Origin of the sequence: Micromonospora sp. CP22 (assembly GCF_009712475.1) — a bacterium.
Lineage (GTDB): Bacteria > Actinomycetota > Actinomycetes > Mycobacteriales > Micromonosporaceae > Micromonospora.
Genome location: NZ_VCJO01000006.1, coordinates 161,787 through 186,806, shown reverse-complemented (window position 1 = coordinate 186,806; position 25,020 = coordinate 161,787). Strand labels below are relative to the sequence as shown.

Here is a 25,020-nt window from a genome sequence, read left to right as displayed (position 1 = left end):
CCGGTCAGATGATGCCGGCCTCCCGGGCCTTGGCCTCGTTCTTCCGGTGTTCCGCGTAGGTCTCGGCGAAGGCGGAGTTGCCTTCCTTGTCGATGGCCACGAAGAAGAGCCAGTCGCCCTTGGGCGGGTCCATCGCACCTTCGAGGGCATCCTTGCCGGGGTTGTTGATCGGCGTGGGGATCATGCCGCGCAGCTTGCGGTTGTACGGGTTCTTCGGGTTGTCCAGATCGCTGACGGTCATCTCGGCCGACGTCTTGGTCTTCTGCCCGGTCAACTCCAGGTAGTAGTTGACTGTGACGTCCATCTCCAGGCAGCCGCAGTCGAAGGTGCCGGAGTAGGCCCGGTTGTAGGCGACCCGGGCGACCTTGCCGAGATCCTTCTTGGTACCGGCCTCGGCCTGGGCCAGCGACGCCACGATCAGCGCCTCGTACGGGCTGATCCCGCCGCGTTCCTTCTGCACCCGGTCGGCGAACTCCATCTCACCGGTGACGGTGAGGAAGTGGTCGACCATCTGCCCGAGGATGTCCTTGGCGGTGGCGTCCGGCGGGATCTCGTAGGTGTCCGGGAAGAGGAAGCCCTCGATCGACTTCTTGGGCTTCTTGCCGTCCTCCCGCTTGAACCACCAGTCCGGTACGCCGAGCTTCGCCGGGTCCTTCGCGGCGGCCTCGAACTCCTTGACCGGGATCTTGGTGTGCTCGCTGAGCAGCTTGAAGATGCTCTTCGCGGTGCGCCCCTCGGGGATGGTGACCCCGTTGACGATCCGGTTCTTCGGGTCCAGCATCGCGGCCACGGCCAGTTCGCCGCTCATCTGCTTGCGCAGCTTGTAGGTGCCGGGCTGGATGTTGCGGCTGCGGGAGTTGTCGTTGGCTGCCTCGATGAACGCCTTGGTGCTCTTGATCACGCCAGCGTCGTAGAGCGCCACCGCCATGTCGGCGAGGAACGCGCCCTGCGGGATCTGGACGGTCACGTCCTCGGTGCCCGCGCCGTCGTAGTCCGGGGTGACGAAATAGCTCTGGATCCGGTCGAAGCCGTAGAAGGCTCCCCCGCCGATACCGCCGAGCAGCACCACGGCCAGCAGCAGGGCCAGGACGGTCTTACCCCGTCCACCACCGGATCGGCCACCCTTGCGACGCCCCCGGCGGTGTTTGCCCTTCTCCCCCCGTTCCGGCTCGTCGAACCCGAGATCCAGATCGTCCATCATCGCGTCCGCCTCCGCTGCGCATCCAGCCAGCTCTGCAGAATCTCCACGGCGGCGGCCTGGTCGACCACCGCCCGTTGTCTCTTCCCTCGGACACCACGCTCGGCAAGCCTACGACTCGCCACGACCGTGGACATCCTCTCGTCGGTGAGCGTCACCGGCACCGGACTTATCACATCGGCCAGTTGTCGAGCGTACGCCTTCACCTGCTCCGCCGCCGGGCCATGTTTTCCGGCGAGGTTGACCGGAAGACCCACCACCACCTCCACCGCCTCGTGTTCGGCGACCAGCGCGGCGAGTTCGGCGACATCCGAGGGTACCGCCTCTGACCTGGGATTCTGCTCCCGCGCGAGGGTGACCAGCGGGGTGGCCAGGACCCCGTACGGATCGGACCGGGAGACCCCGATCCGGACCTGCCCGACGTCCACTCCGAGGCGTACCCCCCGGGGCGAGTCGTTCACGCCGTGTCACCTCCCCGGACATACGCGTCAGGGCGGACCGCTACGGTCCGCCCTGATCCATCGCGCTGACGCCTCACGCGTCGGCGAGCGCCTTCTCGACCGTGAGCAGCAGGCGCGGCACCTCCGACTCGGGTAGGCCACCGCCCTGCGCCAACTCCGGGCTGCCCCCGCCCCGGCCGGAGAACGCCGCCTTGACCAGGTCGTTCGCGGCGACACCCCGACTGCGGGCGGCCGAATTCACCGCCACCACCAGCGACGCCTTGCCGTTGGCCCGGGCGGCCACCGCGACCACACCCGGCCGCGACGCGTCGATCCGGCCCCGGATCTCCTGGGCGAGGGTGCGGACGTCGTTACCGGCCGCCCCCTCGGGCGCCTCGGTGCCCACGTAGGCGATCCCGCCGACGTCCTTGGCCTGGGCGGCGAGCGCCGCCGCGCCCCCGAGGACCAGCTGCGCACGCAGCTTCTCCAACTCCTTCTCCGCGTCGCGCAACTGGGTGACGGTCTGCTCGACCCGATCGGCGACCTGCTCGGAGGGGACCCGGTACAACTCGGCGAGGCGGGCCACCAGCAGGTGTTCGCGGGCCAGGAAGTTGAACGCGTCCATGCCGACGAGCGCCTCGACCCGGCGTACCCCGGACCCGATGGACGACTCGGAGAGGATCTTGACCAGGCCGAGCTGGCCGGAGCGGGCCACGTGGGTGCCGCCGCACAGTTCGCGGGCGTAGTCACCGACCTCGACCACCCGGACCTGCTCGCCGTACTTCTCACCGAACAGCGCCATGGCGCCGATGCGCCGCGCCTCCTCCAGCGAGGTGACGAAGGCGTGCACCTCCAGGTCGGCCAGGAGCACCTCGTTGACCTGCTGCTCCACGTCCCGCAACACGCTCGGGGCGACACCGGTGGCGGTGTTGAAGTCGAACCGGAGCCGGCCCGGGGCGTTCAGCGAACCGGCCTGCGTGGCGGACTCGCCGAGGAAGTTGCGCATCGTCTGGTGCACCAGGTGGGTCGCGGTGTGCGACCGGGAGATGGCCCGCCGCCGACTGGTGTCGATCTCGGCGTAGCCGGTCTCCCCCGCCCGCACCTCGCCCCGCAGCACCCGGGCCCGGTGCACGATCAGGCCCGGCACCGGCTGCTGCACGTCGAGGACCTCGACCTGGCCGCCACCGACGGTGATCATGCCGAGGTCGGGCTGCTGCCCACCGCCCTCCGCGTAGAACGGGGTGGTGTCGAGCACCAGTTCGATCGTGTCGCCCTCGACCGCCGCCGCCCGGGGGCCGTCGGTGCCGAGCACCGCCCGCACCGTCGACTCGCGGGCCACCTCCGTGTAGCCGGTGAAGGTCACCGGCCCCCCGGCGTCGAGCACCGACCGGTACGCCGACAGGTCGGTGTGCCCGGTCTTGCGCGCCTGCGCGTCGGCCTTGGCCCGGGCCCGCTGGTCGGCCATCAGCCGACGGAAACCCTCCTGGTCGACCTTCAACCCCTGCTCGGCGGCGATCTCCAGCGTCAGGTCGATCGGGAAACCGTACGTGTCGTGCAGCTGGAACGCCTTGTCACCGGAGAGCGCCGGCTTGCCCGCCGACTTCGTCTCGGTGATCGCGGTGTCCAGGATCGTGGTGCCGGCGCGCAGGGTCGCCAGGAAGGCGTCCTCCTCGGCGTACGCGTACGCCGAGATGCGGTCGAAGTCCTCCGCCAGCTCCGGATACGACGGGGCCATGCAGTCCCGGGCCACCGGCAGCAGCTCGGGCAGCGCCCGCTCCTGCCAGCCGAGCAGCCGCACCGCCCGGATCGCCCGGCGCATGATCCGCCGCAGCACGTAGCCCCGGCCCTCGTTGGACGGGGTCACCCCGTCACCGATGAGCATCAGCGCGGTACGCACGTGGTCGGCGACCACCCGCAGCCGCACGTCGTCGGGGTGCGACTGGTTGGCGGCCTGACCCGACTGCGCGCCGTAGCGCTTACCGGTCAACTCCGCCGCCCGGTCCAGGATCGGCCGAACCTCGTCGATCTCGTAGAGGTTGTCGACGCCCTGCAGGATCGACGCCATCCGCTCCAGGCCCATGCCGGTGTCGATGTTCTTCGCCGGCAGCTCACCCAGGATCGGGAAGTTCTCCTTGTCGGTGCCCGGACCCCGCTCGTACTGCATGAAGACGAGGTTCCAGAACTCCAGGTAGCGGTCCTCGTCGACCTCCGGGCCGCCCTCGGGGCCGTACTCGGGGCCCCGGTCGTAGTACAGCTCGGAGCAGGGGCCGCACGGGCCGGGAATGCCCATCGACCAGAAGTTGTCCTTCTTGCCCCGGCGCACGATGCGCTCCTCGGGCACACCGGTACGACGCCAGATCTCGTACGCCTCGTCGTCGTCCAGGTAGACCGTCGCCCAGATCCGCTCCGGGTCCAGCCCGAAGCCGCCGGCCCCGACCGACTTGGTGGCCAGGTCCCAGGCGAGCGGGATCGCCCCGTCCTTGAAGTAGTCACCGAACGAGAAGTTGCCGTTCATCTGGAAGAACGTGCCGTGCCGGCTGGTCTTGCCGACCTCGTCGATGTCCGGCGTACGGATGCACTTCTGCACACTCACCGCGCGCCGGTAGGAGGGCGTCTGCTGGCCCAGGAAGTAGGGGACGAACTGCACCATGCCGGCGTTGACGAACAGCAGGTTCGGATCGCTGATGGCGGGCAGCGGAGCGGACGGCACCACGGTGTGCCCGTTCGCCTCGAAATGGGCGAGGTACCGCCGCCTGATCTCCGCCGTCTTCATCGCTGGTGGTCCTCCGGGAAAATCTCTCGGTCGCCGATCCGCGGATCCTCCCGCAGCTCGGCGAACTGGTCGTCGAACGCCTCGCCATGGGCGAACGCCTCGTGGATCTCGTGCTCCCGCTCGGCCATCCCGGCGCGTACGTCCGCCACGAAGCTACGCAGTTCCTCGACCAGCCCGCCAGCGGATTGTGACAGGTTGTCGGCGATGCCGGCCGGGGTGTACGCGTGCGCGGCACGCGTCGCCTTGCGCACCACCACCACACCGACCGCCAGGCCGATACCCAGCCAGAAAAGGCGCCTCATGCTCGTACCTCCCGGTGCCGTCGGGTTCAGCGGTTGCCGCGCCGGGCGGCGCGCCGCTGAGCCTTGATGGTGTCCCGCACCTCGCGCTCGGTCTCGGCGTGCCGGCGACTGGCCGCGGCCTTGCGCACGCCGTACCCGAACGCGGCGACCTTGACCAGCGGGTTGGCCGCTGCCGCGGAGACCACGGTGACCAGGTTGGCGACGTTGGCGCTGATGTTCTGCGCGTGGCTGGTCATGGTGTCGACCTTGGCCAACTGGAGGTTCACACCGTCGAGGGAGGTCTGCACCTGCTCCAGCGTCACGTTGACGTTGCGTACCGTGGTGTTGACGTCGCCGAGCAGCGGACCCGTCCGGTCGTTGACGTCGTTGATCATGCGGGTGGCGGCGTCCACGGTATGCCGCAACCGCAGGATGGGCAGCGTCAGGATCAGCACCAGCATCGCGAACGCGATCGCCGCGATCAGTGCCGCGACCTCCAAAAAGCCCACGCCAGTCCTCCTCGAAGAGTGCTTCCGGGGCGCAGGGGCCCCCAACCGCACGACCGTCTCACCCACGCCAACGTCGAGTTCCCGGCCGACCGCCGGTCACCACCAGCACCTGACCCTACCGTCCGTGATGACGATCGGCTCAGGACGGTGGCGACGAGGTCAGATCGCCCAGCGGGTCCTCGGTCAGTGTCGGGAAGGGATCCTCACCGGTCAGCGACGGGTCGGTGCTCGGCTGGGGTCGCGTCCGCTCGTCGTCGATGGCGTTGCGCACCTTCACCGACACCAACGATCCGGGGCATTCCTCGGCTGCCGTGGACGGGTCGGGGACCGGCACCACGGCGGGTTCACCGTCGACCGGCGGTGGCACGCAGGTCCGTTCGCGTACCCACAGGTCGAGGGTGAGTTCGTCGCGCCGCCAGCAGGTGTAGCTGCCCTTCTCCTCCTGCTCCGGGCAGTAGTTGGGCGTCCACCGCTGCCAACCGTCACCGGTCAACGCCGCCTCGTACGCCTGGGCGGTCTCGTCCGGCGGGCGGTCCGAGGTGGCGGTGCGTTCCCGCAGTCGGCAGTCGAGCAGGCACCACTGGCTGCCGCTGACGTCGTCGACCGGTTCGACCGACGCCCAGGACGGCACGTCCAGTTTGTCCAGCGAGGCGAAGACCGGATCCCGGTTCATGGTCTGCACACCGAAGAACGCTGGGAGCACGCCGAGCAGGAGCACACTGGCCAGCACCAGCACGGCGGTACGCGCCCGCGTGTAGCCCGCCGTCGGCCGACGCGCCTCGCCGTCACCGACCTGGTCGCTCTCGGACCGGTCGACGTCGGGGTGGTCCGGGGCGTCGGCGCGGTGAACCATCGGCTCCGCCCCGGGTCGAGGCGCGGCCGGGTCGACCGGCGCCACGGCAGCCGCGGCGCGAGCCACCGCCGGGGCCTCGCCGACCCGCGTCGGGGGCATCGGCGACGCACCGGAGGGTTCGGGGCCCGCCGGGTTCCGATGCGGCGGGGTCGCCCGGCCGGTCCCCCGGTCCTCCGGTCGCACCGGGGCGCCCGCCCGAGCCGTGACCGGCGAACCGACTGGTCCGGTGCCGACGGCTCGACCGGGGTCGACGCCGTCGGGTGCCCCGGCGTCGGGCCGGGCCGCGCCCCGGGCCGGTCCCGGCGGCGGCCCGCCCGGACGGGTGCGAATCCCGTCGGGACGCACCGCGGCACGCGGCGGCCCGGCAGGCGACCCATCGGTTCGCGCCGCACCACGCGGCGCACCGGCAGGCGGACCGTCGGGGCGCACCGCACCACGTGGCGGGCCACCGGCTGGGCCGTCGGGTCGGACGACCGGGCCCGCGCCGCCGATCCGTGGCGGCGCACCGGCCCGCCCACCCGGCTCGGATCCGTCGCCCCCGGGAACGGGGCCACCCCCGGAAGGGGGACGACCACGTCCGGGTCCGTCGGCCCCGGAAACAGGGCCACCCGGAGCAGGACGACCACGGCCGGTCGGTGATCCGTCGGGCCCGGGAACGGGACCGCTCACGGGAGCAGGACGGCCACGGCCGGTGAGTGGTCCGTCGGCGCGGCGGTCGGGGGCGGCACGTTCCGGTCCCGGCTCGACACCGCGTCCGTCGGTCGGCGCACCGCCCGCCACGGGACGGCGGGGCGGTCCCCCGGCGTCCACGCCCCGACGGTCGCCGACGGTCGGCGTACCCCCGGTGGGGGTGCCGACCACCCGACCGGGTGGCACCGGTCGCTTGCTGATCGTGGGCAACGCCGGGTCTGTGTGGTGTGCTCGCCCGGCCTGCCGGAGCCAGTCCGACGGCCGCTCCGGCCGTCCGGCCCGGCCCTCACCCGGTCGACCGGCGGCAGGCGTCTCGCTGCCGGCGCCCGCCACCGCGTGCCGTCCGGACGGCTCCTCGTCCGGGCGTCGACCTGGCGCGTCGGCGGCATCGGCCGCGCGGCGTCCCCGCGGCGGCTCGACCGGCCCGTCCACCGGCCGACGGTCGAACGGCGGCTGCGGCGCGGTTACCGCCCGACGGCTCGCCGCCGCGTCCACACCGGAGGGCGTGGGCGCGCCCCGGCGGTCCCGGTCCACCGCCGTCGGTACGCCGGGTTCACTGCGCCCGGTGGGTGCGGTACGAGCGGGCCCGGTCGGCGGCTGGCCGGCGGGCACGCCGGGAATCGGTGGCGCGTTGCCGGACAGCGGCACCACGGGCCGCTCCGGCTCGGCGGCCCGCCGACGACCGCCCCGTGGCCCCCCCGCCGGGGGCCCGGCCGGTCGACCGGCGGCAGGCGTCATGCCTGGGGTCACCGAACCGGGAGGTACGGCTGGTCCGGAGTGCTCGGGAGCCCGCGGACCGACCGGATCCGCAGCGACGCGTCGGGCCCCTCGCGGAGGCGTCGGATCGGGGACACCGGGTGCGGGCGGCCCCGCCGGGGCATCGGCCACACGTGGTCGGCCCGGCCCGGCGAACCGTCCGGTCCGACCATCGGCAACACCAGGGTCGGCGTGGTTCGGCGCAAGCCCACCGGTGACCGGCTCCGATGCGTGGGTGGGTTCGGCTCCCGGGAGGCGACGAGGACCGGCGGGCGCGGCGTTCGGCCGGGCACCGGGCAGCCGACGCCCGGGCGGCCCCGACACGGGACCGGCGGGCGGGCCCGACACCGGCGGGCGACCCGGACCGACCGGTGCGCCCGACACCGGGTTGGCCTCCGGAACCGGTCCGGGACCACCCGGCACCGGATCACCGGGCTGCGGTCGCCGGGCAGCCGGTCCGGCGACACCGGGCTGCGGTGCCCAACCGGGCGGCGGGGTGTTCGGTGCGCCGGGCTCGTGTCGGCCGGTGGTCGCCGGTGGGGCGGCGAACGGTGGCGGCGACGGCCGGTCCCCGCCGGCAGGCGGTCGGGCAGCCGGGGCGCCCGGCCAGGGACCGTCGACCGGACGTGCCCGTGGCGGCTCGGCCGGCCCGCGACCGGGTACGGCCACCGACCCCTCCGGGCCGGGTTGGTGGACTCCGCCGGGCCGCACCGGTGGCTCCTGGCCGGGGCGTGCCGGGGCGCTCCGTGCTCCGGCGGGCGGCTCGACCGCAATGCCGTCGGGGCCCAACTCGCCGCGCTGCCGCTTGGCTGAACGCAGGTCGTCGATCCAGCCGAAATCCTCGCCGCCGGTCGGCTCCTCCGGGGCGGGCTCGGCCTTGCCCCGACCCCAGCGCCGACTCTTGCCGCGTCGCGCGTCCGGCCCCTCGTCCGGTCGGTCCGACGATTTCACTGTTGACCCCTCCCGTCGGCGCTCGCGCCGACCTCTTCGGCCACCTGGGCGTCCGTGACCGTACGGCGATCGCCGTCGTCCCCCCCGGACGACCTCGATGTCTGCGGCCGCCCGCCCGGTGCCGGCTCGTCCGGACGGGCAGGGGTGGGCAGCCCTCGGACGATCCGGCGCAGCAACGGCAGCCGGCCGGCCACCGATCGTTCCGCGCCGTGCTGACTCGGCCGGTAGTAGTCGGTGCCGACCAGGTCGTCGGGCACGTACTGCTGGGTGACCACGCCCCGCTGGTCGTCGTGCGGGTAGCGGTAACCGATGCCGTGCCCCAGACCCCGGGCACCGGAGTAGTGGGCGTCGCGCAGCCCCCGGGGCACCGGCCCGCCCCGACCGGCCCGCACGTCGGCGATCGCCGCCCCGATGGCGGTGGTCGCCGAGTTGGACTTGGGCGCGGTGGCCAGGTGGATCACGGCCTGGGCGAGATTGAGCTGCGCCTCGGGCAGGCCGACGTACTCCACCGCGTGCGCCGCCGCCGTCGCCACACCGAGCGCACCCGGATCGGCCATGCCGACGTCCTCGCTGGCGAAGATGACCAACCGCCGGGCGATGAACCGGGCGTCCTCCCCGGCGACCAGCATCCGGGCCAGCCAGTGCAGCGCGGCGTCCACGTCGGAACCGCGCATGCTCTTGATGAAGGCGCTGGTGACGTCGTAGTGGGCGTCCCCGGCCCGGTCGTAGCGGACGGCCGCGGTGTCCACCGCGCGTTCGGCGGTGGCCAGGTCGATCAGATCCCGGCCCAGCGCGGTCGTCGAGGCGGCTGCCGCCTCCAGCGCCGTCAGCGCCTTGCGGACGTCCCCACCGGCCAGCCGGACCAGATGCTCCTCCGCCTCCGGCGCGAGGGTGAGCGCCCCGGCCAACCCCCGCTCGTCGACCAGCGCCCGGCGCAGCAGCCCGCGCACCGCATCGTCGTCGAGGGGGCGCAGCGTGAGCAGCACACAGCGGGAGAGCAGCGGGGAGATGACCGAGAAGTACGGATTCTCGGTGGTGGCCGCCAGCAGCGTGACCGTCCGGTCCTCCACGGCGGCCAGCAGCGAGTCCTGCTGGGTCTTGCTGAACCTGTGCACCTCGTCGATGAACAGCACCGTCGGCGGGCCACCCGAGCGCCGCTGCCGTCGGGCCGTGTCGATCACCGCGCGGACGTCCTTGACCCCGGCGGTCAGCGCCGACATGGCCACGAACCGTCGGTCCGTGGCGGCGGCGACCAGGTGGGCGATGGTGGTCTTGCCGCTGCCCGGCGGCCCCCAGAGGATGACCGACATCGGTGCGCTGCCGGCCACCAGTTGCCGCAGCGGCGCACCCGGGCTGAGCAGGTGTTCCTGACCGACCAACTCGTCCAGATCGGCCGGGCGCATGCGGACCGGCAGCGGCGCGTCCGGACCCGCCGGGGTGAAGCCGCCGACACCGCTGGAACCCGCCTGCGCACCGGGTGCTGCGGCGGGTTCACCGAGGGTGAACAGGGCGTCGGTCTCCATCACGAGAACAGTACCGGGCTCGGTCGGCAACGCCGGAATCGCGCCGCCGACCGAGCCCGGATGGTCGTTTCCGGTCAGCCTCGGCCCGGCCGACGGCCCCGGTACCAGCGACCGCCCCCGCCGCCCGGGCCACGGCCGACGCCGGCCAGGTAGAGGGAGAGCAGCAGCAGGCCGATCAGCACCAGGGTGTTCCAGTTGAACAGGTCCGGGGCGCCGAGTTTGGTGTCCAGCAGGTCGAGCAACAGGGCGAAGCCGAAGACGATGGCTGCGGCGATGGCGAGCATGACGTTCCTCCGGTGGGGGTTCCAGTAGGTCGCGCGGGATGTACCCGATCGGTCGGCTCGCCAATCTCCAGTGGAGGATGCCCCCGCTCAGCGCGCCATCTCGGTTGCCGCCGCCTGGCCCGTGGCCGCCGAGTCGGCGGCCCGGCCCGCCCGCCAGGCGGGCAGGTAGAGCGGCGCGGCGACCGCCAGCGCGAGCGCGCCGACCAGCATCGCCGTGCTCACCCCCGCCCGGTCGCCGATGACGCCGAGCAGCACACCGCCGAGCGCGCCGGCCGGCATGGCCACCATCGAGTTCACCGAGATCACACTGGTCCGGTACGGGCCGTCGACCTGGCGGTGCAGCAGCCCCATGTGCAGCGGGTTCGACGCGCCGTGCACGGCGTGACAGGCGAAGAAGGCGATCAACACCCCGACCGGGCCGGCCAGCAGGGCCATCCCGACCACCGTCGCCCCCTGCACGACGCGCAACAGGGCGGCACCCGGTGCCGCGCCGACCCAGCGGATGAGCAGTGGGGTCAGCGCGGCACCACCGGCCGAGGCGAGCCACGCCACGGTGCTGGCCGGGCCGAGCAGGGCGGCGGCCCGGTCGGCGTCGCCCACCACCTCGCCCAGCCGGATCGGCAGCAGCCCTTCGAAGGTGGTCATCCCGAATCCCCAGAACAGCTCGACCGCGACCAGCGCGAGCAGCACCCGGGAGCGCCGCAGCAGGCCGACGGCCTCGCCGACCATGCGGGGAGCGGAGCGGACCGAGGCCCGCAGGGCACCGGGGCCGCTCGCCGGTCGCCGTTCCTCCAGCAGGATCAGCAGTGCCGCCAACGCGATCCCCTGCAGCACGAAGGCCGCCAGCACCGGCGTGGTCAAGGCACTGACCGGGCCCAGCGGACCGAGCGCGACCAGGCCACCGCTGAGCAGGGCACCGGCCGCGATGCTCAGGCCGAGCACGGTGCCACCATGGCCCAGCCCTTTCTCGTACGCGGCGTCCGGGTCGACGGCGAGGGTGGCGTCCACGTACCACGATTCGAGGGGGCCGCTGTCCAGGGCGCGGAACACACCCTGAAGCGCCCAGACCGCGGCCAGCAGGGCCAACGAGTCGGCGACCACCAGCAGACCCACCGACACCAGGCCGACCGCGTTCGCCACCACCAGCACCGGTTTGCGACCCAGGGCGTCGGCGAACCCGCCGGTCGGCAACTCCAGGGCAAGCACCACCACGCCCTGCGCGGCCACGGCCAGGCCGATCTGGGTCAGGGTCAGGCCCCGTTCCCGCATGAGCAGGATGAACACCGGGATGAGCAGGCCGGTCGGCAGCCATCGCAGACCGTGCAGGATCAGGAAGCGACGCTGGATCTGGCGTACGGACAGCTCACTCACGGCTTCCTCCCGAGCAGCAGCGGCAGGGAGGCGAGGAAGACTTGCACCTGCTCGGCACCGGGCTCCTGCGGATCGGCCTCGGCCCGGTAGCGCTCCACCACGCGCCACATCTCGTGCTGGAGTTCCTTCAGTCGGCCCGCCGGGATGGTCAGGAGCGCGTCACTCATGCCGAACGCGTCGCGCCACTGTGGCGACCACTCGGCGCGGGCGGCGAACCACCGCTCGGCGTGCTCGACGAAGTGGCGTACCTGCTCGGCCTGTATCCACTCGATCGCGGCCCGCGCGTCCGGGTCGTCGTCGAAGTCGGTGTTCTCCCAGCTGGTCACGTCGTGGGCGGCCCGCCACCAACGCTGCCGTCCAGTCCCCCGGCCCGGTTCCTCCACCACCAGACCCACCTCCGCCAACTGGCGCAGGTGGTAGCTGGTCGCTCCGGTGTTCGTGTCGAGTAGTTCGGCCAGCACGGTCGCGGTGGCCGGACCCCTCACCCGCAACGCGCCGAGCAGCCGCGTCCGCAACGGATGCGCCAGCACCCGCACCTGCCGACGATCAAGCCAGACCTGCCGCCCGCCCGCCCGCTCCTCACCATCTCCCATGAATGCACAATACTTATGCACACTTCCTCTGCACAACCCCACCCCACCTCCCTCCCCCCTGTACGCGTTGATCAAGAAGTTTTGGTCACCGAGAGGCTCAATTCATGGCGAAAACTTCTTGATCAACCCGAGGGATGGGAGGAGGGGTGGGGGTGGGAGGAGGGTGGAGACGGGTCGGATCGGGGTGCGGAGGAGGGTGGTGGCGCGGGAGGAGTCGAGGCGTACCTCGGTGGGGCGCACCACACCGGCGGCGGCCCCGGTGGTGGTCTTCAGGCCGACCGGGTCGATCCCCTCGCTGCGGGCCACCAGCAGGCCCAACTCCGCCCGGCTGACCGCCTCCGGACCGGCCACGTTCAGCGGGCCGGCGACATCGCTGTCCACCAGTTCCCGTACGGCGGCGGCGAGGTCGCCGACGTCGATCGGGCACCGCAACTCGTCGGTGAACAGGGTCGCGCGACCGGCCAGGGCGTCCCGGCAGAGCTGGATCTGCTTGCTCCCCGCACCCAGGATCAGCGAGGTCCGCACCAGCACGGCGCCCGGGTCGACAGCTCGCACCGCCGTCTCCGCCGCCGCCTTCGCGGCACCGTACGCGAAGATCGGGGTCGGCGGATCGTCGTCGGCGTACGGCTGCGGTCGCCCGGCATGCAGCGCGTCACTGGAGATGTGCACCAGCCGCGCCGCCACCCGGGCAGCCGCGTACGCCACATGCGCCGCCCCGTCGGCGGTGACCACCCAGTCGCCGTACCGGTAGGGGGTGGAGACCACGGCGTCCGGCCGTACCGCCGTGACCAGCGCGACCACCGCGCTCCGATCGGTCACATCCAGCCGGTGCACCTCGACACCAGGCACCCCGACCTCGCCGGAGTGGCACGTGCCCACCACCGACCACCCGGCGGCGACTCCTTGCCGGCAGACCTCCCGCCCCAGAAACCCGCTGCCCCCCACCACCAGGACCCGCACCACACCACCCGCTCCCGCACGCGTCGATCAAGAAGTTTTGGTCGCCGAAACGCTCAGATCATGACGCAAACTTCTTGATCAACCCGGGCGGGGTGGGGGTGGGGGCTGTTAGGTGGGGTCGGATACGGGGGCGGCGGGGCCGGCGGTGCCGAGGTGGGCGGGCGACGGCTGCGGCTTGGGCTTGGCGTCGATGCCGGCTTCGGCGCGCTGCTGGGCGGTGATCGGGGTGGGCGCGCCGGTCAACGGGTCGAAGCCGCCCCGGGTCTTCGGGAAGGCGATCACCTCGCGGATCGAGTCGGCACCGGCGAGCAGCATGCAGACCCGGTCCCAGCCGAACGCGATACCGCCGTGCGGCGGCGGGCCGTAGCTGAACGCCTCCAGCAGGAAGCCGAACTTGTCCTGCGCCTCCTCCGGCGTGATGCCGAGCAGGTCGAACACGCGCTGCTGCACGTCACGCCGGTGGATACGGATCGAGCCGCCACCGATCTCGTTGCCGTTGCAGACGATGTCGTACGCGTAGGCCAGGGCCCGGTCCGGCGCCTCCTCGAACCGGTCGACCCACTCCGAGTTCGGCGAGGTGAACGGGTGGTGCACCGCCGTCCATCCACCCTCCTCGGTCTTCTCGAACATCGGCGCGTCGACCACCCAGCAGAACGCCCAGGCGCTCTCGTCGATCAGGCCGGCCCGCCGCGCGATCTCCACCCGGGCCGCGCCGAGCAGCTCCTGCGCCTCGCGCGCCTCGGCGGCGGCGGCGAAGAAGATCGCGTCGCCCGGCTTGGCACCGACCGCGTCGGCCAGCCCGGCCAGGTGCTCGGCCGACAGGTTCTTCGCCACCGGTCCGCGCGCCTCGCCGGTCTCGGCGTCGAGCACCACGTACGCCAGGCCCCGGGCCCCGCGCGCCTTGGCCCAGTCCTGCCAGCCGTCCAGCTCCTTGCGGGTCTGGGTCGCCCCACCGGGCATGACCACCGCGCCGACGTACCCGCCCGCGTCGATCGCGCCGGCGAAGACCCGGAACTGGGTGCCGCGCAGGTAGTCGGTCAGCTCGGTCAGCTCCACGCCGTAGCGCAGGTCCGGCTTGTCCGAGCCGTACCGGGCCATGGCGTCGTGCCAGGTGATCCGTGGGATGGGCCGGGGGATCTCGTGGTCGGCCAGCTCCGACCAGAGCGCGGCGACGATCGCCTCACCGAGGTCGATCACGTCGTCCTCGGTGACGAAGGACATCTCGATGTCGAGCTGGGTGAACTCCGGCTGCCGGTCGGCGCGGAAGTCCTCATCGCGGTAGCAGCGGGCGATCTGGTAGTAGCGCTCCATGCCGCCGACCATCAGCAGCTGCTTGAACAGCTGCGGCGACTGCGGCAGCGCGTACCAGCTGCCGGGTTGCAGGCGCACCGGGACCAGGAAGTCGCGGGCGCCCTCCGGCGTGGACCGGGTCAGCGTCGGCGTCTCGATCTCCAGGAAGTCCCGCTCGTGCAGCACCGAGCGGGCGAGCTGGTTGGCCCGCGACCGCAGCCGCATGGCGCGGGCCGGACCGCCGCGACGCAGGTCGAGGTAGCGGTACTTGAGCCGGACGTCGTCCCCGGCCACGACCTGGTCGTCCACCGGCAGCGGCAGCGGCGCGGCCTCGGAGAGCACCTCCAGCTCCGCTGCGGTCACCTCGATCTCGCCGGTGGGCAGCTCCGGGTTCTCGTTGCCCTCGGGCCGCCGGGTGACCTCACCGACCACCTTGACGCAGTACTCGTTACGCAGCGCGTGCGCGTCCTCCTCGCGGAGGACCACCTGCACCACGCCGGTGCCGTCGCGCAGGTCGACGAAGATGACACCGCCGTGGTCACGTCGGCGGGCCACCCAGCCGGCCAGCGTCACCGTCGTGCCGGCGTCCGTCGCGCGCAGGCTTCCGGCGTCATGGGTACGGATCACGACGTGCGTCTCCCTCGTCTGCTCAATGTCTCTGCCCCCGCATTCTGCCCCTCCCCCTTCCCTGGGTGTAAGGAAGGGCCCCTTGTTAACGCCTGCGGTAGAGGAAGGGGCCCTTCCTTACACCCGCCCCGGGCTGAAGTTGGCGGCAGCGGTTGGGCAGGACGGGCGAGCTGCCCCACCTCGTGCCCGGACGTCGGTCAGCGGGTTCGCTCGCGGACACCACCCTCGGATCCTCGAAGTAGCGGCGGGCGATGTCGTCGGCGTCGCCAGCGGTGGCACCGGGATCCAGGAGCACCTCGACGCAGGGCGGATCCGACTCGGTCAGTCCGAAGCCGGCGATCGCGTGCCGGGGATCGAAGCGGGGGCCCTCGCGCACCAGCTCGTCGACGGCCTCCTCCGACGAGACGCACACCGTCACCTCGGGCGACCCACCACTTCAGGCCAGGGCCGGGGCCGACACGCCGATAGTGAGCAGGAGGGCCACCGCGACACCGGTCACGGTCGCCCGACCGATCGTCGGCCGACTCGTCGGCAGGGCCACCACGCCGAGGGCGGTCAGGGCGTACGCCCACAGAGCCCGCTTGTCCGCCGTGTCATACAGGGCCAGCGCGACGATGCCGGCCCCGATGGTGTAGGTGACCAGGGCGACCGGCCGGAATGCCGGCTCGCCGACCTCTGCCGCTGGTATCGCCGCGAGCGCGCCGAGCAGCAGGAGCAGCCCGACGAACCAGTACGGGCTCCACTCGCGACGCGCGTCCACGACGAGCAGCAGCCACGTGGACAGCTGTCCACCCACGACGACCAGCGGGCGGAGCTGCGCCAGAAATCGTACGACCATGGGGTGACCGTACGTGATGGCTTCGACGGCGGGCACGACGAGTGCGGGCCGCCGGAGGAGGAATCCGGCGGCCCGCTGGGAGTGGACGTGCTCCCCTGCGCAGGGATCAGTAGACGCTGACGCCGTAGCGGCTCAGCACCGGCATGATCGGCTGGAAGAAGGTGGTGCCACCGATGGAGCAGTTGCCGCTGCCGCCGGAGGTCAGGCCGAGCGCGGTGCCGCCGCTGAACAGCGAGCCGCCGCTGTCACCGGGCTGGGCGCAGATGTTGGTGCGGATCAGGCCACGGACCTGGCCCTCGGCGTAGTTGACCGTGGCGTTGAGCGCGGTCACCGAGCCGCTGCGGACACCGGTCGTGCTGCCCGAGCGCTGCGCCGACTGCCCGACGTAGGCGTTGGCGGCCCCGGTGATGTCGCGGTAGCTGCCGTTGTAGAGGTAGACGTTGCCCGGCTGCACGGTGCTCTGGTTGCTGTACCGCACGATGCCGTAGTCGCTGCCCGGGAAGACGCTGCCGGCGCGGGTGCCGAGCAGCGCGGTCTGACCCGAGTTGCTGTACCAGTTCGCGGCGATCCTGGTGCAGTGCCCGGCGGTGACGAAGTAGTAGGTGCTGCCGGCCCGGACGTTGAAGCCGAGCGAGCAGCGTCCACCGCCCTGGGCGTAGATGGCCTCGCCGCCCGAGATGCGAGTGCTCAGCACGCCGGCCTCGGCCTCGATGCGCACCGCGCCGTTGGTGCGCGCGGCGGCGGCCTTGACCCGCTCCAGCTTGGCTCCGGTGACCGTGCTGTCCACGGAGACGACCACCTGGTTGGTGGCCGGGTCGACCCACCACGCGGTGCCGGGGATCGCGGCGGAGCGGTCCAGCTCGGCGGTGGCGCGGTTCAGCTCCGCGGCGCCTCGCTTGACGACCTTGGGGGTGGCGCCGGCGGAGGCCACCTGACGGGCGGCGAGGGCGTCGGTCACGGCGACGACCATCTTGCCGGCGGCGTCGGCGTAGGTGCCGGCGGCACGGTCGCCGAGGCGCTCGGCGAGAGCGGCGGCGGCGTCGGGCGAGGCGGATCCAGGTGCCGCCTGGGCGGGCACGCCGGCCAACAGGCCACCGGCCAGGGTTCCGGCCGCGGCGACGGTGACGACGCGACGCAGCATTGACCTTGTGGGTCGCATGTAACAGCCTCCCGTTTGGGGGTTGAGGGCCCTGTCATGCCGACAGGGGCGGGGGCAACTCGGCCACCTGGGGAAATGGCCAAGCGATGGAAAGTATTCACATATTTAAGATCCTAAACAAGACCCCCGTTTGCCCGAATTCACCCACCGGCCGCATGTAACCCCGACGCAACATTGTGGACACAGAAAGTCATCTATACGCTCCGGTAACCGCCGCTGTCCGGCACCCGTGAACCGGAGGCCACCATGCCCCTCGTCCGACGTACGCTGGCCACCCTCGCCGGCGTCATCGCCCTCGTCCTGCTCGCCACCAGTCCCGCCACGGCCAACCCCGGCCCGGCACCCACCTCGATGGCCAGCCTCGGCGACTCCATCACCCGTGGCTTCAACGCCTGCGGGTGGTACGTCGACTGCACCAGCCGCTCGTTCAGCACCGGTAGCGATTCCGCAGTGGACAGTCACTACCTCCGCGTCCGCCGGCTCGAACCGGCCATCAACGGACGCAACCACAACGCCGGCCGCACCGGCGCGAAATCAGCCGACCTGTACGGCCAGGCCGGCACCGCGATCAGCCAGGGCGTCGGCTACGTGACGATCCTGATCGGCGCGAACGACGCCTGCACCAGCTCCGAGTCGACGATGACCTCGCCGGCCACCTTCCGGGCCAACATCGACTCCGCGTTGAACCGGCTGCGGACGGGCCTGCCGAACGCCAAGGTCTTCGTGATCAGCATCCCGGACGTGCACCGGCTCTGGTCGGTCGGCAAGGGCAGCAGCAGCGCGCGTACCGCCTGGTCGCTCTTTGGCATCTGCCAGTCCCTGCTGGCCAACCCGACCTCCACCGCCCAGGCCGACGTCGACCGGCGCAACCGGGTCCGGCAGCGGGTGATCGACTTCAACAGCCAGCTCGCCGCGGCCTGCGCCGCGTACGGGTCGAACTGCCGGTACGACGGCAACGCGGTCTTCGGCTACCCGTTCACCCTCGGCCAGCTCTCCGGCTGGGACTACTTCCACCCCAACACCAGCGGCCAGCAGGCCCTGGCCAGCGTCTCCTACGCCGCCGGCTTCGCCTGGTAGGCCGACTCGGCCACCCCGCGATCTCGCGCCTCGTCACCGCACCGCTGTCCGGACGGCGGCCGACGACGTGCGAGATCGCGGGGAACCAAGCTCAGCTCACCAGGGGCTTGAGGTCCTCCCGAGGCGGGGTCCACTCGCCCTGGGCGGCGGGCACCTGCTCACCGGAACGGATGTCCTTGACCTCGTCGGGCGCGCCGTCCACGCCCGGGAACCAGACGTACGGGATGCCGCGCCGCTGCGCGTACCGAATCTGCTTGCCGAACTTGGCCGCGCTCGGTGACACCTCGGTCGGGATGCCCCGGGACCGCAGCGCCTCGGCGACGGAGTTGCTGGCCGGTCGCAGGTCCTCGTTGGCCACCGCGACCAGCACACAGGTCGGCACCTCCCGCGACACCGACAGCTTGCCCGCGCCGAAGAGCAGCCCCAACAGCCGGGTCACCCCGATCGAGATGCCGACCCCGGGGAAGCTGACGTTGCCGGCGCTGGCCAGGTTGTCGTACCGGCCGCCGGAACAGATCGAGCCGAACCGCTCGTACCCGACCAGCTGCGTCTCGTACACGGTGCCGGTGTAGTAGTCCAGGCCACGGGCGATGCGCAGGTCCGCCACGCAGAGACCGGGCGAGTGCGACGCGGCGGTCTCCACCACCCGGACCAGCTCCTCGACCCCCTCGTCGAGCAACGGGTGGCTCACCCCGAGCGCCCGCACCGCGTCGGCGAAGGAGGCGTCCGTCGAGGAGATCTCCGCCAGCGCCAGGCACGCTTTGGCCTGCGCCTCGCTCGCCCCGGCCGTGGTCGCCAGCAGCTCCGACACCCCGGCCGGGCCGATCTTGTCGAGCTTGTCGACCGCCCGCAGCGCCGCCTCCGGGTCGGTCAGCCCGATGCCCCGGTAGAAGCCCTCACAGATCTTGCGGTTGTTGACCTGGATGCGTACCGGCGGGATCGGCAGCGAACGCAGCGCGTCCCCGATCACCAGCGGCATCTCCGCCTCGTGGTGCGCCGCGAGGGTGTCCCGGTCGACGATGTCGATGTCGGCCTGGAGGAACTCGCGGTACCGCCCCTCCTGGGGCCGCTCGCCGCGCCACACCTTCTGGATCTGGTAGCGGCGGAACGGGAAGGCCAACTTGCCGGCGTTCTCCAGCACATACCGGGCGAACGGCACGGTCAGGTCGAAGTGCAGGCCCAGGGTGTCGTCGCCGGCCGGGCCGTCCGGGTCGCCGTGCAGACGCCGGATCACGTAGACCTCCTTGGAGGTCTCCCCCTTGCGCAGCAACTGGTCCAACGGCTCGACGGCCCGGGTCTCCAGCGGTGCGAAGCCGTACAGCTCGAAGGTGGCCCGGATCCGGTCGAGGACGAACTGCTCGATCATCCGCTGGGCGGGCGTCCACTCCGGGAACCCGGAGATGGGCGTGGGCTTGCTCATGACGTACTCCTCGGCAGCCGCGCGCCGCGCGGCAGGGTTTTCGGGGCGATCCCGCGCGGGGCGCGGTGAGGTCTAGAGGCCGCGGGTGGGTGCCGCCGGTCGCGCACCGCCCGTCCCCGCCACCTCGGCGAGGTACGGGTTGGTGGCGCGCTCGCGGCCGATGGTGGTCGCGGGGCCGTGGCCGGGCAGCACGATGGTGTCGTCGGCCAGCGGAAGGATCTTGTCCCGCAGGCTGGTGAGCATCATCGGCATGCTGCCGCCCGGCAGGTCGGTGCGGCCGATCGAGCCCGCGAAGAGCACGTCACCGGAGAGGCAGATCTGCTCCGCCTCCATGGACGAGTCGGTAGCGGGCAGCCGGAAGAGCACCGACCCGCCGGTATGGCCTGGCGCGTGGTCGACGGTGATCTCCAACCCGGCGAGGGTGAGCGTCGTACCGTCGGTCAGCTCGGCCACGTCCTCCGGCTCGGCGTAGGACAGCCGCCCACCGAAGAGCTGCGTCAGGTCCATCGACAGCGCCTTCGTCGGGTCCGCCAGCAGCTCCCGGTCGGCGGGATGCACGTACGCGGTGATCCCCCGCGCCCCGCAGACCGGCGCCACGGAGAACGTGTGGTCGAGGTGGCCGTGGGTCAGCAGCACCGCGGCCGGGTGCAGACGATGCTCGGCGAGCAGCGCGTCGAGCTGGTCGATCACCCCGATGCCGGGGTCGACCACCACGCACTGTTCCCCCGGCCCGGTGGCAACCACGTAGCAGTTGGTGCCGAAGGCATCCGCGGGAAAGCCGGTAACGAGCACGTCTGCTCCCTTTCCGTCGAGTCGTCCTCACCGGGCAGCCTACCGGCGTCACACTCCGGACCACCCAACGCGCCAGCACCGGGTGAGGCACTGACGGATCCCGATGAAATTGGGCACCGACCTCGTACACCACTTTCCCAGCCGGTACCCGTACACTCTGGCGGGCGTGTGGCGTGGCGCACCTGCCGCCCGACAGGTACACGACACCGGGTCAGGACCAGGGTAGAGGAAAGGGGAGCACGGGTGGCTTCCAGCAGGGACCGGCAGCGCAAACTGGCGCGGGCCAAGCTCGACCGGCAGATGGCCCGCCGAGCGGCTGCTCTCAGGCGTCGCCGACGGATCCAGGCCGGTGTCGGCAGCGCCCTGATCCTCGTGCTGGTGGTCGTCGGCACAGCGTGGGCTCTCGGCGCGTTCGACAGCGAGCCGGTCGACGACACCGCGAGCAACAACGAGGTCTGCCTCTGGACCCCGCAGAACGCCGAGGGCAACAGCAACCTCAAGGACGTGGGCGAGCCCCCGACCACCGATCTGCCGGTCACCGGCACCCGCCCGATGACGATCACCACCAACCAGGGCGCGCCGATCTCCGTGGAGCTGGATCTCGCGAGCGCCCCGTGCGCCGCGGCGAGCATCGCCCACCTGGCGAGCCAGTCGTTCTACGACAACACCAAGTGCCATGAGATCACCGCCGACGGCGCGGTGCGGTGCGGCGATCCCAGCGGCACCGGGCTGGGCGGGCCGACCTACTCGTTCTACAGCGAGAACGTGCCGCCCGCGCCGGAGACGAGCCCCTCGCCGGACGCGAGCCCGTCACCGGACGAGCCGCCGACGTACCCCAAGGGCACGGTCGCGATGATCTCGAACCCGCCCGGCGCCAACGGCAGCCAGTTCCTGATCTTCTTCAAGGACTTCACCACCACCGAGCCGCAGTTCCCGATCATCGGCCGGGTCACCGAGGGGCTCGACGTCGTCGAGAAGATCGGTGCCCTGCCGACGGTGGACAATGGGGCCGGGGAGAAGGTCAAGCCGGAGAACGACGACGTGGTCATTCAGAGCCTGACCGTCGGCGAGCCCGTGCTGGACCCGGCGTCGAGCGCCGATCCGGCTTCCTCGGGCACACCGAGTCCGGACGCGTCCGGCGCGCCCGAGGCCAGCGCCAACGCCGGCTGAGCGTCGGCGAGCAGGGTCCACCCCACCGCAGCGGCATCCACATACAGTCCAGGAGGATCGAGGCGTGACGTCCACCAGAGAGCGGCAGCGCGCGGCGGCCCGCGCCCGGCTCGAGAAGGAGATGGCCGAGCGGGCCGCCCGGGCCCGTAAGCGCCGCCAGACCCAGGCGGTCGTCGGGGCCGGCGTGGTCCTGCTGCTGGTGGTCGCCGGCACGGCCTGGCTGGCCAGCAACATGCTCGGCGACGACAGCGGCACCGACAACGCGGCCCAGGACGCGACTTCTGTGCAGTGCGACTGGATCGAGGTACCCGAGGGCGAGCGCACCCCGCAGATCAAGGACGTCGGGCTGCCGCCCACCCAGCAGAGCAAGGTGGGCGTCCAGACCATGACGATCACCACGAACCTCGGCCCGATCACCGCCCGGATCGACCGGGCGGCGGTGCCGTGCACGGCGGGCAGCTTCATTCACCTGGCCGAGAAGGACTTCTTCGACAACACCAAGTGCCACCGCCTGGTGACCGAGGGCATCAAGGTGCTCCAGTGCGGCGATCCGAGCGCCACCGGCGAGGGCTGGCGCGAGACCGACGGCACCGGCGGCCCGAGCTACCGGATGGTGGAGGAGAACCTGCCGGCCGACAAGCGCCCGCCGTACCCGGAGGGCGTCATCGCCATGGCCAACTCCGGCGCGCCGTCCAGCAGCGGCAGCCAGTTCTTCATCGTGTACGGCGACTCGCCGTTGGACCCGAACTACACCGTCCTGGGCACCATCACCGACGGCATGGACATCGTCCGGGACGTCGCGGCGGCCGGTGACGACGGCGCGTTCGCCCAGCAGGCCGGCGGCGGTCACCCCAAGAAGGAGGTCATCATCACCGACCTCACCATGGCCGACGCCTGAGCACTGCGCCTCTGAGCAGAGAATTCGGGTCCCGATCCGGTTGGATCGGGACCCGAGTCTTTTGGTACCGGGTGGGTGGGGTCAGGCGCCGGAGGTGACGCGGTAGGCGTCGAAGACGCCGTCGACCTTGCGTACGGCGGCGAGCAGGTGCCCCAGGTGCTTCGGGTCGGCCATCTCGAAACTGAACCGGCTCACCGCCACCCGGTCCCGGGTGGTGGTGACGGTGGCGGAGAGGATGTTGACCCGTTCCTCGGAGAGCACCCGGGTGACGTCGGCGAGCAGCTTGTGCCGGTCGAGCGCCTCCACCTGGATGGCCACCAGGAAGGTCGAGGCGGAGGTGAGTTTCCAGTTCACCTCGACCACCCGTTCGCCCTGGGCGCGCAGGTCCTCGGCGTTGGCGCAGTCGTCGCGGTGCACGCTCACCCCGCCGGAGCGGGTGACGAACCCGAACACCGTATCCGGTGGGACCGGGGTGCAGCAGCGGGCCAGCTTGATCCACACGTCGCTGACCCCGCGTACGACCACACCCGGATCGTGGCTGGAGGAGCGGCTGCGCGGCGGGCGGGTGGCCACGGCGGTCTCGGCGATGTCCTCGGCCGCGCCCTCCTCACCGCCGTAGGAGGCCATCAGCTTCTGCACGACCGACTGGGCGGAGACCTGACTGTCACCGACCGCCGCGTACAGCGACGCCACGTCGGGCAGGTGCAGATCCCGGGCGATCGCCATCAGGTTGTCGGAGGTGAGCATCCGCTGCAACGGCATGCCCTGCTTGCGCATCGCCTTGACGATCGCGTCCTTGCCCTCCTCTATCGCCTCCTCGCGACGCTCCTTGTTGAAGTACTGCCGGATCTTCGTCCGCGCCCGAGGGCTCTTCACGAAGCCCAGCCAGTCCTGCGTGGGACCGGCGGTGTCGGACTTCGAGGTGAAGATCTCGATCACGTCACCGTTGGACAGCGTCGACTCCAACGGCACCAACTTGCCGTTGACCCGCGCGCCGATGCACTTGTGCCCGACCTCGGTGTGCACCGCGTACGCGAAGTCCACCGGCGTCGACCCGGTCGGCAACGGGATCACGTCGCCCTTCGGGGTGAAGACGTAGACCTCCTGGCTGGACAGGTCGAACCGCAACGCGTCCAAGAACTCGCTCGGGTCCGCCGCCTCCCGCTGCCAGTCCAGCAACTGCCGCAGCCAGGTCATCTCGTCGATGTGCGCCGGCGGGCCGACGATCTGGGTGCCCTTGTGCTCCTTGTACTTCCAGTGCGCCGCGATACCGAACTCCGCCGTACGGTGCATCGCGTACGTGCGGATCTGCATCTCCACCGGCTTGCCGGTCGGCCCGATCACCGTGGTGTGCAGCGACTGGTACATGTTGAACTTCGGCATGGCGATGTAGTCCTTGAACCGGCCCGGCACCGGCTGCCAGTTCGCGTGGATCACCCCCAGCGCCGCGTAGCAGTCCCGCACCGTGTCGACCAGGATCCGCACACCCACCAGGTCGTAGATGTCGTTGAAGTCCCGCCCCCGCACGATCATCTTCTGGTAGATCGAGTACAGGTGCTTCGGCCGCCCGGTGGTCTCCGCCTTGATCTTGGCGGCCTTCAGGTCGGTCTGCACCTTCTGGGTCACCTGCCGCAGCAACGCCTCCCGCTGCGGCTGGTGCTCCCCGATCAGCCGGTTGATCTCCTCGAACCGCTTCGGGAACAACGTCCCGAACGCCAGATCCTCCAGCTCCCACTTGATGGTGTTCATACCGAGCCGGTGCGCCAGGGGGGCGAGGATCTCCAGCGTCTCCTTCGCCTTCTGCTCCTGCTTCGGTCGCGGCAGGAAGGTCAGCGTACGCATGTTGTGCAGCCGGTCGGCCAGCTTGATCACCAGCACGCGCGGGTCCTTGGCCATGGCGACGACCATCTTGCGGATGGTCTCGGCCTTCGCCGCGTCACCGAGCTTGACCTTGTCCAGCTTGGTGACGCCGTCGACCAGCAGGGCGACCTCGCCACCGAAGTCGGAGCGCATCTGGTCGAGGGAGTACTCCGTGTCCTCGATGGTGTCGTGCAGCAGCGCGGCGACCAGGGTGGTGGTGTCCATGCCCAGGTTCGCCAGGATGGTCGCCACCGCGAGCGGGTGGGTGATGTACGGGTCGCCGGACTTGCGGTACTGACCGGAGTGCCAGCGAGCCGCCGTGTCGAATGCCCGCTGCAACAGCCGTGCGTCGGCCTTGGGGTGATTCTCCCGGTGTGATGCGATCAGCGGCTCCAGCACCTCGCTGACCTGCGACGACTGCCATGGGGCATTGAACCTGGCGAGCCGTGCCCGGACCCGCCGCCCGGTGGGCGCGTGGGACAGGGCGAAACCACCGGCCGCCGAGAGGTCAACAGCATCGCCGGCACCGACCGCCGGACGGGAACTCTCACCGGTCGGCTGCGCCGTGCCGGAATCGCCACCCGGCACCGGTGCGGCGCCGTTGCGGCCGGTCAACGAGCCCTCCGCGTCACCTGTCGGGTGCACCGTGCCCTCCACCGGAGGAACGACCTCGTGGGACACCGGCCTCCTCACCGCTCGCCGGAACG

The 25,020-nt window shown here is 71.6% G+C and carries 21 protein-coding genes; 3 read left to right on the top strand and 18 right to left on the bottom strand.

The features are described 5' to 3' along the window. Positions 1-4 precede the first annotated feature (4 nt). From mltG to FF096_RS13465, 15 genes are all read right to left on the bottom strand, one after another. A complete protein-coding gene (gene mltG, locus FF096_RS13535; RefSeq protein WP_155217967.1) occupies positions 5-1,201 on the bottom strand; it encodes an endolytic transglycosylase MltG in 1,197 nt (398 codons plus the stop codon). Then, a complete protein-coding gene (gene ruvX / locus FF096_RS13530; RefSeq protein WP_309223234.1) occupies positions 1,198-1,659 on the bottom strand; it encodes a Holliday junction resolvase RuvX in 462 nt (153 codons plus the stop codon). Before ruvX ends, mltG begins: the two co-directional genes overlap by 4 nt. A 73-nt stretch (positions 1,660-1,732) precedes the next feature. Then, positions 1,733-4,411, bottom strand: coding sequence for an alanine--tRNA ligase (gene alaS, locus FF096_RS13525; protein WP_155217966.1), 2,679 nt, complete (start codon positions 4,409-4,411; stop codon positions 1,733-1,735). Beyond that, the gene (locus FF096_RS13520) at positions 4,408-4,713 is read right to left on the bottom strand and encodes a hypothetical protein (protein WP_155217964.1); all 306 of its coding nucleotides are present in this window, start codon (positions 4,711-4,713) and stop codon (positions 4,408-4,410) included. The genes alaS and FF096_RS13520 overlap by 4 nt, the downstream gene beginning before the upstream one ends. A gap of 26 nt (positions 4,714-4,739) precedes the next feature. Then, entirely contained in the window at positions 4,740-5,201 is a 462-nt protein-coding gene (locus FF096_RS13515) for a DUF948 domain-containing protein (protein WP_309223233.1), read from the bottom strand. A gap of 139 nt (positions 5,202-5,340) precedes the next feature. Next, the gene (locus tag FF096_RS13510; RefSeq protein ID WP_230462574.1) at positions 5,341-6,153 is read right to left on the bottom strand and encodes a hypothetical protein; all 813 of its coding nucleotides are present in this window, start codon (positions 6,151-6,153) and stop codon (positions 5,341-5,343) included. A gap of 2,294 nt (positions 6,154-8,447) precedes the next feature. Beyond that, positions 8,448-9,974, bottom strand: a complete 1,527-nt coding sequence (locus tag FF096_RS13505; protein ID WP_155217962.1) for a replication-associated recombination protein A — start codon at positions 9,972-9,974, stop codon at positions 8,448-8,450. Positions 9,975-10,048: 74 nt separating this feature from the next. Further along, on the bottom strand, positions 10,049-10,258 hold the full coding sequence (locus FF096_RS13500) for a hypothetical protein (protein WP_155217960.1): 210 nt from the start codon (positions 10,256-10,258) through the stop codon (positions 10,049-10,051). An 87-nt stretch (positions 10,259-10,345) separates the two neighbouring features. After that, on the bottom strand, positions 10,346-11,629 hold the full coding sequence (locus FF096_RS13495; RefSeq protein ID WP_309223232.1) for an MFS transporter: 1,284 nt from the start codon (positions 11,627-11,629) through the stop codon (positions 10,346-10,348). Further along, entirely contained in the window at positions 11,626-12,222 is a 597-nt protein-coding gene (locus FF096_RS13490; RefSeq protein ID WP_155217958.1) for a helix-turn-helix domain-containing protein, read from the bottom strand. The genes FF096_RS13495 and FF096_RS13490 overlap by 4 nt, the downstream gene beginning before the upstream one ends. Positions 12,223-12,324: 102 nt before the next feature. Continuing rightward, entirely contained in the window at positions 12,325-13,182 is an 858-nt protein-coding gene (locus FF096_RS13485) for a sugar nucleotide-binding protein (RefSeq protein WP_309223282.1), read from the bottom strand. A gap of 108 nt (positions 13,183-13,290) precedes the next feature. After that, entirely contained in the window at positions 13,291-15,099 is a 1,809-nt protein-coding gene (gene aspS, locus FF096_RS13480; RefSeq protein WP_309223231.1) for an aspartate--tRNA ligase, read from the bottom strand. A gap of 85 nt (positions 15,100-15,184) precedes the next feature. After that, on the bottom strand, positions 15,185-15,511 hold the full coding sequence (locus tag FF096_RS13475; protein WP_155217956.1) for a hypothetical protein: 327 nt from the start codon (positions 15,509-15,511) through the stop codon (positions 15,185-15,187). A 24-nt stretch (positions 15,512-15,535) separates the two neighbouring features. Then, positions 15,536-15,937 (bottom strand): hypothetical protein, encoded by a 402-nt coding sequence (locus FF096_RS13470; protein ID WP_155217954.1) that lies wholly within the window; start codon positions 15,935-15,937, stop codon positions 15,536-15,538. A gap of 106 nt (positions 15,938-16,043) precedes the next feature. Beyond that, a complete protein-coding gene (locus FF096_RS13465) occupies positions 16,044-17,096 on the bottom strand; it encodes a S1 family peptidase (protein WP_155217952.1) in 1,053 nt (350 codons plus the stop codon). A gap of 246 nt (positions 17,097-17,342) precedes the next feature. Between FF096_RS13465 and FF096_RS13460 the strand changes: the two genes are divergently transcribed. Then, positions 17,343-18,173: an SGNH/GDSL hydrolase family protein gene (locus FF096_RS13460; protein WP_155217950.1), complete on the top strand. Its 831-nt coding sequence runs from the start codon at positions 17,343-17,345 to the stop codon at positions 18,171-18,173. 91 nt (positions 18,174-18,264) lie between these two features. Here the strand turns inward: FF096_RS13460 and hisS are convergent, their stop codons facing one another. Beyond that, positions 18,265-19,593, bottom strand: coding sequence for a histidine--tRNA ligase (gene hisS / locus FF096_RS13455; RefSeq protein WP_155217948.1), 1,329 nt, complete (start codon positions 19,591-19,593; stop codon positions 18,265-18,267). 72 nt (positions 19,594-19,665) lie between these two features. Beyond that, the gene (locus tag FF096_RS13450) at positions 19,666-20,385 is read right to left on the bottom strand and encodes an MBL fold metallo-hydrolase (RefSeq protein ID WP_309223230.1); all 720 of its coding nucleotides are present in this window, start codon (positions 20,383-20,385) and stop codon (positions 19,666-19,668) included. A 243-nt stretch (positions 20,386-20,628) separates the two neighbouring features. On the opposite strand from FF096_RS13450, the gene FF096_RS13445 reads away from it, so the two are divergent. Together FF096_RS13445 and FF096_RS13440 are read left to right on the top strand one after the other, a co-directional pair. Continuing rightward, positions 20,629-21,555, top strand: coding sequence for a peptidylprolyl isomerase (locus FF096_RS13445; protein ID WP_309223229.1), 927 nt, complete (start codon positions 20,629-20,631; stop codon positions 21,553-21,555). Positions 21,556-21,619: 64 nt separating this feature from the next. Then, on the top strand, positions 21,620-22,453 hold the full coding sequence (locus FF096_RS13440; RefSeq protein WP_309223228.1) for a peptidylprolyl isomerase: 834 nt from the start codon (positions 21,620-21,622) through the stop codon (positions 22,451-22,453). A gap of 81 nt (positions 22,454-22,534) precedes the next feature. Here FF096_RS13440 and FF096_RS13435 read toward each other — a convergent pair whose 3' ends face one another. After that, a complete protein-coding gene (locus FF096_RS13435; RefSeq protein WP_375335333.1) occupies positions 22,535-24,994 on the bottom strand; it encodes a RelA/SpoT family protein in 2,460 nt (819 codons plus the stop codon). Positions 24,995-25,020 lie beyond the last annotated feature (26 nt).